Here is a 15,356-nt window from a genome sequence, read left to right on the forward strand (position 1 = left end):
ACGGAATCCATGATGAAAATTACGAACGCACGCGTCATTGTTTGTTCGCCGGGCCGCAATTTCGTGACCCTGAAGATCGAGACCGACCAGGGCCTGACCGGCATCGGCGATGCCACCCTGAACGGGCGCGAGCTGGCCGTGGCGGCCTACCTGACCGAACACGTGGTGCCTTGCCTGATCGGCCGCGACGCGCACCAGATCGAGGACATCTGGCAATACCTGTACAAGGGCGCCTACTGGCGCCGGGGTCCGGTCACCATGACCGCCATTGCCGCGGTCGACACCGCGCTGTGGGACCTGAAGGCCAAGGCCGCCGGCCTGCCGCTGTACCAACTGCTGGGCGGCAAGAGCCGCACCGGCGTCATGGTCTACGGCCACGCCAATGGCAGCGACATCGAGCACACCGTCGACGAGGTGCTGCGCTATGCCGACATGGGCTACCGCGCGATCCGCGCGCAGAGCGGCGTGCCGGGGCTGGACAAGGTCTACGGCGTCGGCCGCGGCAACCTGTTCTACGAACCCGCCGACGCCGACCTGCCCAGCGAGCACGACTGGTCCACCGAGAAGTACCTGCGGCACACGCCCAGGCTGTTCGATCGCATCCGCGAAAAGCTCGGCTTCGAGCACCACCTGCTGCACGACGTGCACCACCGCCTGACGCCGATCGAGGCCGGCCGCCTGGGCAAGTCGCTGGAGCCGTACAACCTGTTCTGGATGGAGGACGCCACGCCGGCCGAGAACCAGGAGGCTTTCCGCCTGATCCGCCAGCACACCACCACGCCGCTGGCGGTGGGCGAGATCTTCAATTCGATCTGGGACTGCAAGGACCTGGTGCAGAACCAGTTGATCGACTACATCCGGACCACCGTGGTGCACGCCGGCGGCATCACGCACCTGCGCCGCATCGCCGACCTGGCCTCGCTGTACCAGGTGCGCACCGGCTGCCATGGCGCCACCGACCTGTCGCCGGTGTGCATGGGCGCGGCACTGCACTTCGACCTGTGGGTGCCGAACTTCGGCATCCAGGAATACATGCGCCACACCGAGGAGACGGACGCGGTGTTCCCCCACGCCTACACCTTCTCGCAGGGCATGCTGTATCCGGGCGATGTGCCGGGTCACGGCGTGGACATCGACGAGAAGCTGGCCGCCAAGTATCCGTACAAGCGCGCCTACCTGCCGGTGAACCGCTTGCAGCAGGACGGCACGCTATGGAATTGGTAGCCCCCGCGGCCGTCCGGCTGCATCCGGCGCGCCTGCAGGCGCTGGCGCCCGGCCTGGCGCGACCGGCCTACGATAGGGGCGCGTTGCGCGCCGGCATCGTGCATCTGGGACTGGGCGCGTTCGCGCGCGGCCATCTGGCGGCGGTGAATGAGGCGGCCATCCACGCCAGCGGCGACCCGCGCTGGGGCATCTGCGGCGTGTCGCTGCGCCAGGCCGACACCCGCGATGCGCTGGCGCCGCAGGACGGGCTGTACACGCTGGCGCTGCGCAGCGCCGACGCCGAGGGCCGGCCGCGACAGCAACTGGCCGTGATCGGCTGCCTGCTGGAAACGCTGGTGGCGCCGGAGGATCCGCAGGCGGTGCTGGCGCGCATCGCCAGCCCGTACACGCGCATCGTGAGCCTGACCGTGACCGAGAAGGGCTATTGCCACGATCCGGCCAGCGGGGCGTTGAACCTGGCGCATCCCGACATCGTGCACGACCTGGGCCAGCCGCTGGCGCCGCGCAGCACCATCGGCTTCCTGGTGTGGGGGCTGCAACGGCGCCGCGCCTCGGGCCTGGGCCCGGTGACGCTGCTGTCGCTGGACAACCTGCCCGGCAACGGCCATCTGCTGCGCGGCCTGGTGCTGGCGTTCGCCGCGCAGGTCGACGCCCGCCTGGCCGAATGGATCGGCCAGGCCTGCACGTTTCCGTGCTCCATGGTGGACCGCATCGTGCCGCGCACCACCGATGAGGATCGCGCGGCCGTGGCGCAGGCGCTGGGCATGACGGACGCCTGGCCGGTGCAGGCCGAGCCGTTCCTGGAATGGGTGGTGGAAGATCGCTTTGCCGCCGGTCGGCCGGACTGGGCCGTGGGCGGCGCGCGCTTTGTCGACGAGGCGGCGCCGTTCGAGACCCTCAAGCTGCGCATGGTGAACGGCGCGCATTCGGCGCTGGCCTACCTGTCGGTGATGGCGGGGTGGGGCACGGTGGATCAGGCCGTGGCGCAGCCGGCGCTGCGGCGCTATCTGGCGGACCTGATGCGCATGGAAATCGCGCCGACCCTGCCGGTGCTGCCGGGCCTGGACCTGGCGGCTTACCAGGAGCGGCTGTTGCAACGCTACGCCAATCCGGCGCTAAGGCACCAGACGCGGCAGATCGCCATGGACGGGTCGCAGAAGATGCCGCAGCGCCTGCTGGGCACGGTGCGGGCGCGGCTGGCGGCGGACCGGCCAATCACGGGGCTGGCGCTGGCGCTGGCCGGCTGGCTGCATTTCCTGCGCGGGGTGGATCAGGCAGGACGGCGTTATCCCATCGACGATCCGCTGGCCGAGCCGCTGGCGCAGCGACTGGCGCAGGCCGAGCAGGCGGCGCGCGATGCTTCGCCGGGACCGGCCGCCGCGCTGGCCTGGGCGCGCGAGATGACGGCCCTGGCCGCCGTGTTCGGCGACCTGGGCCGCGACGAGCGTTTCGTGCGCGAGGTGGCGCAGGCGGCGCAGTCGTTGCGCACGCTGGGCGTGGCGGGCGCGCTGGAGGTGACCCTGGCCGCGATGCGCGCGGACCAGGACTGATATTCGCCCGCCGTCCGGGCGGAAAGGCGCGTCAGGCTGGCGGCGGCGCCAGTCGGCCCAGCAGCGGTTCGAGCGCCACGCCGACCGCGAGGGTCTGGCGGTCCTCGCCCGGCAGCCCATCCACTTCCAATCCGATCGGCAGGCCGCCCTCCGACAGGCCGGCGGGCAGGCTCAGGCCGGGCAGGCCCGCGTTGCTGCCCGGGTCGACGTTGCGCGCCAGCCGCAGGAACGACTCCAGGCTGCTGGCCTCGGGCGCGGCGAGCGGCGCCAGCACCGGCACCGTGGGGAACAGCAGCCCGTGCAGCGCGTGCCGCGCGAACGCACGGCGGTAGACATCGATGAGCGCGTTGCGATGTTCCGCGATGGCGCTGTCGTAAAGCGGTTGCAGCGGCAGCAGCTCGCCCGATGGCGTGGGCAGCACGCCCGGCACGACCAGGTCGTCGAAGATGGCTTTCACGTCAGGGCTGGAAATCCGAGCCACCAGTTCCTCGAATGACACGCCCGCGTCGTGGCGTTGCAGATAGGCGATCAGATCGTGCTTCTGCTCGTACAGGCACAGTGGCATGCCGGTCGCGGCGTTGCTGGCTTCCAGGCCGGGCAGGTCCAGCGGGACCAGGGTCACGCCGGCCGCGCGCAGACGCTCCAGGGCGGCCTGCGCCGTGGCCTCTACCCGCGGGTCCAGGTCCTGCCAGAAATAGCCGGGCAGGCCCAGGCGCAGGTCGGCGGCGCGCAGCGCCGGCAGTGGCGTGTCATCGCCGGTCAGGACGGCATCCAGCAGCGCGATGTCGGCCATGCCGTTGGCGATGGGTCCGGGCGTATCGCGGGTATGCGAAATCGGCGTAATGCCCGAACCGTCATAGCGACCCACGGAAGGCCGGAAGCCGACGGCGCCATTGAGGGCGGCGGGCAGGCGCACGGAAGCGCCCGTGTCGGTGCCTAGCGCGGCCGGCACCAGGCGCGCGCCCACCGCCGCGCCGCTGCCCGAGGACGAGCCGCCGGCGATGCGTTCGGGGTCATAGGCGTTGCGCGTGCCCGCGCCGCGCGGGCCGGGGTAGGCGGTGTTGTAGCCGGACACGCCGAAGGCCAGTTCATGCATGTGCGCCTTGCCGACGATGACGGCGCCCGCCTCGCGCAACCGGCGCACCACCGGCGCGTCTTCCTTGGGGATGAAGCCATGCAGGGCCGGGGTGCCGGCGGTGTTGGGCAGCCCCGCCACATGGATGTTGTCCTTGATCGCCAAGGGCACGCCCTCCAGCGGCCGGGGCGCGCGGCCGGCGGCGCGCCCGGCGTCGGCGGCCCTTGCCTGGGCCAGCGCGCCCTCGGCGTCGACGGTGATGAAGGCATTGAGGTCCTGGCGGGACGCGATGCGGTCCAGACAGGCCCGGGTGAGGGCCTCGCTGGTGATCTGGCCGTCGCGGAACAGCGCCGCGGCCTCGGTCACGGTGGGGCAGCTCGAGGATGTCTGGTGGGCGGTCATGGCGGGGTTGTCTCCTTGGTTTTGGGGCGGTTGCGTCGGGTCGATACCGTTCTGTGCAGGGTTGACCGTAGCGCGGCCGGGCGCCGTTCGTCGATATGCCGGTCCGGCCCGTGGTCGCCCGCGGGCGGGGCGCGGTACCGCGGGGACGGTCAGGCGCTAAGATAGGTGGAGCTTATACACGTACAAGTCCCTCTCTTATCCTGGTATGAACACTTCCCCCCAGGCCGGCGCCGCCGGCCACGAAGGCTCCCGCCTGCGCCGCCAGGCGCTGGGCGAATTCGTGCGCAGCGCCCGATCGCGCATCACGCCGCAGATGGCAGGCCTGCCCGAAGGCATGCGCCGCCGCACGCCGGGGCTGCGGCGCGAAGAGGTGGCGCAACTGTGCGGCATCAGCGTCACCTGGTACACCTGGATCGAGCAGGGGCGCGAGGTGTCGGTATCGCCGTCGGTCTGGTCGCGCATCGCGGGGGTGCTGCAACTGGCGCGGGCCGAGCGGGCCTATCTGTTCGACCTGGCCGATTGCGCCGATCCGCAGCATGCGCGCGACGACGCGATGGGGGCGCCCGGGTCGTTGCGCGAGTGCGTGGACGCCATCACCGCGCCGGCCTACGTGCTGGACCGGGCCTGGAACGTGCTGGCCTGTAATGAACCCCTGCGGGAACTGTTCGACGACTGGCCGACCCGGGATCCGGAGCCCAACCTGCTGCGCTACATCTTCCTGGACCCGGCGGCGCGCGAGCTGGTGGTGGATTGGGAGCAGCGCGCGCGGCGCGTGGTGGCGGAGTTTCGGGCCGACGCGGGCGCGCATCTGGATGAGCCGGCGGTGCTGGCGCTGATCGATGCCCTGAACCGGCAGAGCGCGGTGTTCGCGCATTGGTGGAACCGGCACGCGGTGGTCGAGCGCGAGGGCGGCCTGCGTGAATTCGCGCATCCGCGGCGCGGGCGGATGGCGTTCCAGCAGATCACGTTTCGCCTGGCGACTCACCTGGACCTGAAGCTGGTGATGTTGCTGGGGGATGAGTGACGGGTGGGTTCTTGAGGCGCGAGTGACGGGGCAGGCGGGGGATGGCGGGGCTACGATTGCGGTCCGGAGCGTTCGCTCCGGACTGCCCCGGGCTCAACCTCGTTGCCGCCTAGGGCGGCTGCCTTCGGTTTCCGCCGGGCGCATCTACACGCCCCGCCATCCCCCGCCTGCCCCGCCACTCGCTCGCGTCGTGACTTAACGGCGGCTGTTGGGGCGGGTCTTGTGCTTGGCGTTCTTGCCAGCAATCTTTGAGGCGGAAAGGGTTTGCGGGGTCGCCAAAGGCGGCCGCGCGGGCGGCCTTCTTTGGCGTTTGGGTGTCTGGCGTCGGGGCGGTGACGCTGCGCGCGGGGGGCGGTCGGAGGGCGCTACTTGCTGTTGGCCAGCAGGTCGCCCGGGAGGCCGGCTTCGATCAGGCCCAGCAGGAGTTTCTTGACGGGGGCGGGCAGGGCGGTGTCGGCGAGTTCGGCCTGGGTGATCCAGCGCTCGGGTTGCGTGGGCTGGCGTAGCGAGGCGCTGCGCACGGGCACGTACCAGGGGCGGATGTGCAGGCGGTAGTGGGTGAAGGTGTGGGCGAAGGCGGCGAGTTCGAAGCGCTGTTCGGGGTCCAGGCCTAGGGCGCGGGAGGCGGCCAGGGGGTCGCCGGCGGCGTCGAATTCGGGCAGGCTCCAGAGGCCGCCCCAGATACCGGGTTCGGGGCGTTGCTGCAGCAGGAAGGCGCCCTGGTGCTGCAGCACCAGCATCGCGGTCTCGCGTTCCGGGATCGCCTTGCGCGCCTTGGGCGTGGGCAGTTCGGCCTGGCGGCCTTCTCGCTTGGCGACACAGGTGTCGGCGACCGGGCAGCGTTCACAGGCGGGCTTGCCGCGCGTACAGAGGGTGGCGCCCAGATCCATCAGGCCCTGCGTGTAGGCGGCCATGTCCAGGCCGGGCGCGGCCTCGACCTGGGCGTCGGCCAGGGCCCACAGGCGCTGTTCGATCTCGCGCCTGGCGGGGTCGCCGGCGATGCCGAAGTGACGGGTGAAGACGCGCTTGACGTTGCCGTCGAGGATGGGCGAGCGCTCGCCGTAGGCGAAGGCGGCGATGGCGGCGGCGGTCGAGCGGCCGATGCCGGGCAGGGTGGCGATGGCTTCGGCGCTGGGCGGGAAGTGGCCATTCCAGTCGCGCGCGATCTCCTGGGCGCAGCGGTGCAGGTTGCGGGCGCGGGCGTAGTAGCCCAGGCCGGCCCAGTAGGGCATCACGTCTTCCTGAGCGGCGGCGGCCAGCGCGGCCACGTCGGGGAAGCGCTGCAGGAAGCGCTCGTAGTAGGGGATCACCGTGGCCACCTGCGTCTGCTGCAGCATGATCTCGGAGAGCCAGATGCGGTAGGGATCCCGGGTGTTTTGCCAGGGGAGATCGTGGCGGCCGTGCTGGCGTTGCCAGGCGACGATGCGAGGGGCGAAGTCCATGCCTGCAATTATCGCATCGCCCTATTGCCGGGGGTGGGGCGAGCGGTTACAACCGTAGGACAGAGGCGCATCGAGCGCCCGGAATTCACCTCCCGCCGCTTGCCTGCATGCGCTTCAAGAGGGCGTGGTGCGTTGGCTGCCGCGGGCGTTCCACGACCCTCGGAGTAGACATGAATGCCCCCCTCACGCCCGCGCTGCGCGCGGCGCTCGAATCCGTCCAGTTGGACGACAAATACACCCTCGAAAGCGGCCGCGCCTGGATGAGCGGCATCCACGCCCTGGTGCGCCTGCCGATGATGCAGCGGCTGCGCGACCTGCGCGCGGGGCTGAACACGGCCGGGTTCGTGTCGGGCTACCGGGGCTCGCCGCTGGGCGGGGTCGACCAGAACATGTGGAAGGCGGCCAAGTACCTGAAGGCGCACCACGTCGAGTTCCAGCCGGGCATCAACGAGGACCTGGCGGCCACCGCGGTGTGGGGCACCCAGCAGGTCAACCTGTTCCCAGGCGCCAAGTACGACGGCGTGTTCGGCATGTGGTACGGCAAGGGGCCGGGCGTGGACCGCTGCGGCGACGTGTTCAAGCACGCCAACGCCGCCGGCACGTCGCCGCACGGCGGCGTGCTGGTGGTGGCCGGCGACGACCATCCGGCCAAGTCGTCGACGCTGCCGCACCAGAGCGACCACATCCTCAAGGCCTGCATGATCCCGGCGCTGTTCCCCTCCAGCGTGCAGGAGGTGCTGGACTACGGCCTGCACGGCTGGGCCATGAGCCGTTATGCCGGCGTCTGGGTCGGCATGAAGTGCATCACCGACATCGTCGAGGTGTCGGCCTCGGTGGACGTGGATCCGTACCGCGTGCAGATCGTGCTGCCCGGGGATTTCCAACTGCCGCCGGACGGCCTGAACATCCGCATCCCGGACACGCCGCTGCAACAGGAAGCGCGGCTGCTGGACTACAAGCTGTACGCGGCGCTGGCCTACGCGCGCGCCAACAACCTGAACCGCGAACTGTGGCAGGTGCCGGCGCGCGACGCGCGCTTTGGCATCATGACCTCGGGCAAGGCCTACCTGGACACGCGCCAGGCGCTGTCCGACCTCGGGTTGAGCGAGGCGGTGTGCCAGCGCATCGGCCTGCGGCTGTTCAAGGTGGGCATGGTGTGGCCGCTGGAGTCCACCGGCATGGCGCGCTTCGCCGATGGCCTGGACGAGATTCTGGTGGTCGAGGAAAAGCGCCAGGTGCTCGAATACCAGTTGAAGGAGGAACTGTTTAGCTGGATCGGCAGCGGCAAGAAGATCCCGCGCGTGGTCGGCAAGTTCGACGACAAGGATGGCGGCGAATGGGCGGTGCCGCAGGGCAACTGGCTGCTGCCGGCGCACTACGAGTTCTCGCCGGCGATGGTGGCCAAGGCCATCGCCGCGCGCCTGCTGCGCTTCGAATTGCCGGCCGACGTGCGCGCCGGCATCGAGGCGCGCCTGGCCTTCATCGCCGAGCGTGAGCAGGCGCTGGCGCGGCCGCGCGTGGTGGAAGACCGCAAGCCGTGGTTCTGTTCGGGCTGTCCGCACAATACCTCGACGCGGGTGCCGGAAGGCTCGCGCGGCATGGCCGGCATCGGCTGCCACTACATGGTGACCTGGATGGGCCGCAACACGCAGGTGTACACGCAGATGGGCGGCGAGGGCGTGCCGTGGCTGGGGCAGGCGCCGTTCACCGAAGAGAAGCACGTGTTCGCCAACCTTGGGGACGGCACCTACTTCCATTCCGGCCTGCTGGCGATCCGCGCGGCGGTGGCGGCCAAGGCGCCGATCACCTACAAGATCCTGTTCAACGACGCGGTGGCCATGACTGGCGGGCAGCCGGTGGACGGCCCTATCAGCGTGCCGATGATCAGCCGCCAGGTGGCCGCAGAGGGCATCGACAAGATCGTGGTGGTGACCGACGAGCCGGAGAAATACCAGGGCATGGCCGGCATGGCGCCGGGCGTGCCGGTGCAACACCGCGACGAGCTGGACGCGGTGATGCGCGAGTTGCGCGAGCACCCCGGCGTGTCGGTCCTGATCTATGACCAGACCTGTGCCACCGAGAAGCGCCGCCGCCGCAAGCGCGGCGCCTATCCCGATCCGGCGCGGCGCGTGGTCATCAACGAGCGCGTGTGCGAAGGCTGCGGCGACTGTTCGCAGAAATCGCACTGCCTGTCGGTGGAACCGCTGGAGACCGAGTTCGGCCGCAAGCGCGCCATCAACCAGTCCAGTTGCAACAAGGACTTCTCCTGTCTGAAGGGCTTCTGCCCCAGCTTCGTCACGGTGGAAGGCGGCAAGTTGCGCAAGCCGCGCGCGCTGGCGCCGGAAGGCGCAGTCGACGACGACGTGCCGCAACCGGCGCTGCCGGCGCTGGCGCAGGCCTATGGCGTGTTCATCGCCGGCGTCGGCGGCACCGGCGTGGTCACCATCGGGCAACTGCTGGGCATGGCCGCGCACCTGGAAGGCAAGGGCTGTTCGGTGCTGGACATGGCCGGCCTGGCGCAGAAGGGCGGCGCGGTGTATTCGCACGTGGTGCTGGCGCAGACGCCGGACCACTTGATGAACACGCGCGTGGCGATGGGCGAGGCCGACCTGATGCTGGCCGGCGACCTGGTGGTGGCCACCAGCGCCGACGCCATGGCGCGGCTGCGGCCGGGCCGCTCGCGCGCGCTGCTCAACAGCGACACCGCGCCCACCGCCGCGTTCGTCACCAACCCCGACTGGACGCTGCCGGGCGCCAACCTGACGGCCGACCTGCAGGCCGCCTGCGGCAAGGACAACCTGCACACGGTGGACGCGTCGGCGCTGGCCGTGGGCCTGCTGGGCGACGTCATCTACTCCAACCCGCTGATGATGGGCTACGCCTACCAGAAGGGCTGGCTGCCGCTGTCGCGCGAGTCCTTGCTGCGCGCCATCGAGCTGAACGGCCAGCAGGTGCCCAACAACCAGGCGGCGTTCGCCTGGGGCCGCCGCGCGGCGCATGACCTGGCCGGCGTGACGCGCCTGCTGGCAAGCGGCGGCGCGCCCGCGCATCCGGAGGGCATCATCGAGATCCGCCGGCCGCGCGCGGTCCAACCGGTGGTGGAGCTGAAGAAGCCGGCCGGCGAGCTGGCGCGCGTCGTCGAAACGCGCCGCGCGTTCCTGACGCAGTACCAGGACGCGGCTTACGCCAGGCAGTACACCGACCTGGTGGACAAAGTGGCGCACGCCGAGCGCGAGGCCACCGGCACCCAGCGCCTGGCGCTGGCGGTGGCGCGCTACTACTTCAAGCTGCTGGCCTACAAGGACGAGTACGAGGTGGCGCGGCTGTACACGGACGGGGAGTTCCTCAAGCGCATCGGCGAGCAGTTCGAGGGCGACTGGAAGCTGCGCTTCCACCTGGCGCCGCCGCTGTTCGCGCGCCGCGGCGCGGACGGCCATCTGGTCAAGAAGGCCTATGGCCCCGGCATGCTGCGGGTGTTCCGCCTGCTGGCCCGCATGAAGCGCCTGCGCGGCACGCGCTTCGACCCATTCGGCTACACCCGCGAGCGCCGCGCCGAGCGCGAGCTGGCGCGCGAGTATCGCGAGACGCTGAGCGCGATCCTGTCCAAGCTCAATCGCGGCAACCTGGATCGCGCGGTCGCCCTGGCCAGCGTGCCGGAGGAGATCCGCGGCTACGGCCACGTGAAGGAGGCGGCGATGGAGAAGGCCGCCGCGCGGCGCGAGGCGCTGCTCAAGGACTTCAGCGCCAGCGTGGTGTCGATCGGCGGCGCGCGGGCGGCCTGATCCGCCTGCGCGGCGATGGCCGGCGACGGGCATATGCCTGCCGCCGGCCCATGCGCCCTCGCGGCAGCCGCGCGACTGGGGCTGGCCAGCCCTACGCCGGATAGTGCGCGTCGTCCAGCAGCATGTCCTCGAAGAACGCGCCGTAGCGGCCCTGCGGGTCGCGCAAGTGGATCTCCAGGATCCAGCGCATCTCCGATGGGCTGATCGCCAGCTCGGCGAGCGAGCCGGTATGGATTGCCGCGTGCGGGAAGTCGGATACGCGGTGGCCGGGCAGGTCGAAGTTCAGCTCCCAACCCATGGCGCGCGCCTGGCGGTCGGCGTAGGCGTAGAGCGCCTGTCCGCTCAGCCGCTCGCGCAGCCAGACGCCGCGCACGTCATGGAACAGCGCCTCGGCGTCGCGGGCGCAACGCGCCTGGCCGGGGTCGTCGCCCACCACGTAGCTCTTGCCGCCATCGCCTTCCCAGGCGTCCAGGCGCGGCGCGATGTCGAGAAAGAAGATGTCGTGTTCGCCCAGCACCGCGCCGGGCGTGGACGCCTGGCGCATGGCTTTCAGGGTGTTGGCGCCGAAGCGCACCCGCGTGGGATGCCAGCTCAGCGCCATGCCGGCATCGATCAGCGTCTGCTTGGCCAGGGCGACCGCGTCTTCCTCGATCATGCCGGGGCGGATGCGCGCGGCGATGTCCTCGATGGCCTGGCGTGTCTTGTTGCGGGCCAGCAGCATGCCGTCCACGGAGAAGGCGGGACCGACGCGTTCGCTGGGGTCGGAAGAGGGCGTTTGCATGAGGGGGTTCCTTGCTTGGCAAGCCCGGAGGGCGATGCAAGCAGTCTGGGCGCGCGCCGGGTCATCGACCAGCGCCGCGCGGCACGGATTCCGGCCAGCCTGGCGCGTCCGGCGGCCATGGCCGTGGACGGCGGCGGATTGCGGCCGCCGTGGCACGGTTTGCGGCCAGGCCGGACGGCAGGGACCCCTTGCGCCGCAGACCTTGGGCTAAGGTAGCGTCTGGCGGCGTCGTTGCCGCCTTGGTGCCCGCGCCGTGTCGCGCGGGGCCCGAGCCTCCCGCCCTCCGATCCCATGAAATCCGTCGCCATTCTCGTGTTTCCCGGCGTGCAGTCGCTGGACGTCAGCGGTCCGCTGGACGTCTTTGCCGAGGCCAACCGCTTTTTGCTGCCTGCCCGGCAGTACCGAATGGAGTTGATCGGCCTGACGCGCGGCGTGGTCCCCTGTTCCAACGGCATGCTGCTGGCGCCGCAGCGCTATTACGCCGATGTCGCCGACGCGCCCGACCTGCTGTTGGCCGCCGGCGGGCCCGGCCTGCCGGCGGCGCAGGAGTCGGACGAGGCACGGACCTGGCTGCGCGCGGCCTGCGCGCGGGCCGAACGCTACGGCTCGATCTGCAACGGCGTCTTCCTGCTGGCGCGCGCCGGCCTGCCGGCGGGCGCCACCGTCACCACCCACTGGAACGACGCGCCGGCGCTGGCGGCGCGCTATCCGGATCTGCGCGTCGAGACCGATCGGCTGTACGCGCGGGACGGCCGGCTGCATACGTCTGCGGGGGTGACCGCCGGCATCGACCTGGCCCTGTACCTGGTGGCGCAGGACCATGGGCCGGAGGTGGCGCTGAACGTGGCCAAACGGCTGGTGGTGTTCATGCATCGCGCTGGCGGGCAATCGCAGTTCAGCCCGTTCCTCACGCCCTTCGTCGAGGAGACCTCGGCGGTGGCGCAGGTACAGCAGTACGTGCTGGGGCATCTGGCCGAGGATCTCGGCGTGGACGCGCTGGCGGCAGTGGCCAACATGAGCCGCCGCAACTTCTCGCGGGTGTTCCTGCGCGATGCGGGCGTCACCCCGGCGGATTTCGTGGAAAGCGCCCGGGTGGATGCGGCCCGCGCGCGGCTGGAGCGCGCCTCGGCGCCGCTCAAGACCGTGGCCTTCGATTGCGGCTTCCGGGATGCGCGGCACCTGCGCGAGGTATTCCAGCGGCGGCTGGGCGTGTCGCCCAGCCAGTATCGCGCCAGTTTCGGCTGCTGACGCGCCGGGCGGATTCAACCGCCCGCGGTTTCCGGCTTGCGGCGGCGGGTGACGCCGGTGTCGAAGCGTTCCACGCCGGGGCGCGTGGCGGGGCGGTCGAAACGCTCGACGCTGGGGCGATCGAAACGTTCCACGCCCGGCCGGGCGGCCGGGCGGTCGAAGCGTTCCACGCCGGGCCGTGTGAAACGCTCGACGCGCGGCGGGCTGTGGGTCTTGGCCTGCACGCTTTCGGCGGCGGCCTGTTCGCGCTTGGCGATGATTTCTTCGGCGCGCTGGTGGTGCGGCGCCATCTTGCGCACCATCACGCGGCCGTCGCGCGGGAAATAGTTGATGCGGCGGGCGTGCACGTCGCCCAGGTCCTGGGCCTTGACGGGGATGCCTTCCGTGCGCAGGTAGTTCAGCACGAACTGGCCATTGCGTTCGCCGATGTTCATCTGCTGCATGGCCGACAGCACCGCGCCGCCGCCGAACACCTTGGCCTCGAGGCGGTCGCGCACCGCGCCGGCCTTGAGCAGTTCGTTGATCAGCACTTCCATGGCGAAGGCGCCATAGCGCATGGTGGCCGAGGCGGGCGACTGCATGTCGCCCTCGGGCAGCATGAAGTGGTTCATGCCGCCGACGCCAGTGACCGGGTCGTGGATGCAGGCGGCCACACACGAACCGAGCACGGTCGAGATCATGATGTCTTCGTCGGTGACGTAGTACTCGTTGGGGAGTACCTTCACCGCCTGGGATTGGAACGCGCTGTCGAAATAGTGGCGCGTCGCGCGGGCGTCAAGACGGGCGACCATGGGGCGGAATCAAGGGCAAGGACAACGGTTTGAACACGAAGGGCGGCGCTCGGTAGGACGGAAAACGTTTCAAAATATGTAAAAAAATGTCGCTTTATTCTTACACATTTAGCCTGAAATAGGGGGAAAACCTGTGTAACCGCAACTTTGTTATGTCCCTGAAAAATATGGCAGTTTGGCCGTCGACCGGGTGTCATTCTGGCGCCCGGGGGCAATGCTCGGGCGGCCGCGACACGAGTTGGCCGTCCGCCTGGCGCCGGGTCGCGCGGGGCCGTGGCAGGCAGGTGCTGCCATCCTACCCACGGCGGGGTAGGGCCGTTCCCCGGATCACGGGGAAGAACGGGGGCTATACGTGGCTTTAGGCGGCTCGATCTTGAGGGAAATCAGACGAAGCCCGATGCCCTTCAGAATCGCGTGCTGCGTGTGACGGACCAGCGCGCCGACAGCGCGCCCAGGGCGGCGGAGGCGACGATGGCGGCCAGCAGCACGGGAGTGCCCGGCAGATGCAGGGCGAATTCAGCCCCATAACTGCGGGCCAGGCCGAGCAGGGCGTTGTTCAGCGGCGACAGCGCCACCGCCGCCACGCCGATGGCCAGCAGCGAGGCCAGGGCGCCGGACAGCGCGCCCAGGTACAGGAACGGCCGCCGCACGAACGACTCGGTGGCGCCCACCAGCCGCGCCACGGCGATCTCCTCGCGCTGCGACAGGGCCTGCATGCGCACGGTGTTGAACACCGTGGCCAGCACCACCACCGCCACGCAGGCGGCCAGGAAGCCCAGGCCGATGCGGGCAAAGCGCAGGATGGCCTCCAGCCGCTGGACCCAGGCGCTGTCCAGTTGCACCAGATCCACCTGGTCCCATTGCTTCCAGGCGCGCGCCAGCTTATCGGCGCGGCCGGCCAGGTCTTCGCCGTCGGCCAGCGTCACCACCACCGCATCGGGCAGGGGGTTGCCGGGCAACACGGCCAGCGCCTGCTGCCAGGCGGGGTTGGCGCGCAGGTCGGCCAGGGCGTCGTCGCGGCCGACCACGCGCACCGCGCGCACGTCGTTGGCGTATTCGCCCTGGATGCGCCTGGCCACGTCGGCGGCGGCGCCGGCGGGCGCGTCGACCCGCATGAAGACGGTGACTTCGGGGGTGACCGACATCTGCCGCGCCACCGGCTGCACCGACACCAGGATGGCGCTGCCCAGCAACGGCAGGGCCAGCGCCAGCGCCATCACCAGCAGGTTGGCGAGCGACGAGAACGGCTGCTTGACCAGCCGGCGCAGGGTGACCATGAGCGCATAGCGATGCTGCCGCAGCCAGGCGTTCATGCCGGTTCTCCCGCGATGCCGTGGCCGGCGTCGGCCGGGGGCGTGGCGGCGCCGTGCGAGTCGGCGAACTTGCCCGGGTCGATGCGCAGGGTGCGGGTGGCGTAGCGCGCCATGAGTTCCTGGTCGTGCGAGGCGATCAGCGTGGTGACGCCGACGCGGTTGAAGTCGCGGAACACATTCATGATGCGCTGCGCGTTGTCGTGGTCGAGGTTGGCGGTGGGTTCGTCGGCGATCAGGATGGCGGGTCGGTTGACGATGGCGCGCGCGATCGCCAGGCGCTGCTGCTCGCCGCCCGACAGTTCGATGGGGTTGAGATCTTCCTTGCCCGACAGGCCGACCTTGTCCAGCGCGGCGCGGGCGCGGGCGGCGGCCGAATCGCCGGGATGGCCGGTGACGGCCAGCGGCAGCATCACGTTTTCAAACGCGCTGCGATCGAACAGCAGGTGCGTGTCCTGCAGGATCACGCCCACGGCGCGGCGCAGGTAGGGCCGGGCGCGGGCAGGCAGCTTGTCGAGCCGCTGGCCGTTGACCTGGATGGAGCCCCGGCTGGCGGGCTCGAGCCCGCCGATCAGCTTGAGCAGGGTCGACTTGCCGGCGCCGGAAGGCCCCGACACGAAAACGAACTCGCCCGCGCTCACGCGGAAGTTGATGTCGGCCAGGATATTGCGGCCGCGGCCATACGATTTGAATACGTGCTGGAATTCGATCATGGCGGCTGTCGGAT

At 70.3% G+C, this 15,356-nt stretch carries 11 protein-coding genes; 5 read left to right on the forward strand and 6 right to left on the reverse strand.

The features are described 5' to 3' along the window. Positions 1–12 precede the first annotated feature (12 nt). Positions 13–1,224, forward strand: coding sequence for a D-mannonate dehydratase ManD (gene manD, locus AAID08_RS02485; protein WP_054503341.1), 1,212 nt, complete (start codon positions 13–15; stop codon positions 1,222–1,224). Next, a complete protein-coding gene (locus AAID08_RS02490) occupies positions 1,212–2,774 on the forward strand; it encodes a mannitol dehydrogenase family protein (RefSeq protein WP_343719332.1) in 1,563 nt (520 codons plus the stop codon). The genes manD and AAID08_RS02490 overlap by 13 nt, the downstream gene beginning before the upstream one ends. Positions 2,775–2,805: 31 nt before the next feature. Here AAID08_RS02490 and iaaH read toward each other — a convergent pair whose 3' ends face one another. Beyond that, complete coding sequence (iaaH, locus tag AAID08_RS02495) at positions 2,806–4,251, reverse strand: indoleacetamide hydrolase (protein ID WP_343719331.1); 1,446 nt, start codon at positions 4,249–4,251, stop codon at positions 2,806–2,808. A 205-nt stretch (positions 4,252–4,456) separates the two neighbouring features. Here iaaH and AAID08_RS02500 point away from each other — a divergent pair, with 205 nt between their 5' ends. Beyond that, entirely contained in the window at positions 4,457–5,275 is an 819-nt protein-coding gene (locus tag AAID08_RS02500) for a helix-turn-helix transcriptional regulator (RefSeq protein ID WP_054495765.1), read from the forward strand. A gap of 365 nt (positions 5,276–5,640) precedes the next feature. On the opposite strand, the gene mutY is transcribed toward AAID08_RS02500, so the two are convergent. Beyond that, positions 5,641–6,717: an A/G-specific adenine glycosylase gene (gene mutY / locus AAID08_RS02505; protein WP_167517683.1), complete on the reverse strand. Its 1,077-nt coding sequence runs from the start codon at positions 6,715–6,717 to the stop codon at positions 5,641–5,643. 170 nt (positions 6,718–6,887) lie between these two features. On the opposite strand from mutY, the gene AAID08_RS02510 reads away from it, so the two are divergent. Continuing rightward, positions 6,888–10,499 (forward strand): indolepyruvate ferredoxin oxidoreductase family protein, encoded by a 3,612-nt coding sequence (locus AAID08_RS02510; protein WP_395757321.1) that lies wholly within the window; start codon positions 6,888–6,890, stop codon positions 10,497–10,499. Between the two features lie 91 nt (positions 10,500–10,590). On the opposite strand, the gene AAID08_RS02515 is transcribed toward AAID08_RS02510, so the two are convergent. Continuing rightward, entirely contained in the window at positions 10,591–11,280 is a 690-nt protein-coding gene (locus tag AAID08_RS02515) for a M24 family metallopeptidase (protein WP_054503347.1), read from the reverse strand. A 291-nt stretch (positions 11,281–11,571) separates the two neighbouring features. Here AAID08_RS02515 and AAID08_RS02520 point away from each other — a divergent pair, with 291 nt between their 5' ends. Then, on the forward strand, positions 11,572–12,528 hold the full coding sequence (locus tag AAID08_RS02520; protein WP_054503348.1) for a GlxA family transcriptional regulator: 957 nt from the start codon (positions 11,572–11,574) through the stop codon (positions 12,526–12,528). 14 nt (positions 12,529–12,542) lie between these two features. Here AAID08_RS02520 and cheD read toward each other — a convergent pair whose 3' ends face one another. The 3 genes from cheD to AAID08_RS02535 form a co-directional block, all read right to left on the reverse strand. After that, positions 12,543–13,319: a chemoreceptor glutamine deamidase CheD gene (gene cheD, locus AAID08_RS02525; RefSeq protein ID WP_395757322.1), complete on the reverse strand. Its 777-nt coding sequence runs from the start codon at positions 13,317–13,319 to the stop codon at positions 12,543–12,545. Between the two features lie 404 nt (positions 13,320–13,723). Next, positions 13,724–14,632 (reverse strand): permease-like cell division protein FtsX, encoded by a 909-nt coding sequence (locus AAID08_RS02530; RefSeq protein WP_336236314.1) that lies wholly within the window; start codon positions 14,630–14,632, stop codon positions 13,724–13,726. Beyond that, on the reverse strand, positions 14,629–15,342 hold the full coding sequence (locus AAID08_RS02535; RefSeq protein ID WP_006392660.1) for a cell division ATP-binding protein FtsE: 714 nt from the start codon (positions 15,340–15,342) through the stop codon (positions 14,629–14,631). The genes AAID08_RS02530 and AAID08_RS02535 overlap by 4 nt, the downstream gene beginning before the upstream one ends. Between the last annotated feature and the right edge of the window lie 14 nt (positions 15,343–15,356).

The sequence above is a fragment of the Achromobacter sp. EB05 genome (assembly GCF_044232075.1).
GTDB classification, from domain to species: Bacteria; Pseudomonadota; Gammaproteobacteria; order Burkholderiales; family Burkholderiaceae_B; genus Achromobacter; species Achromobacter dolens.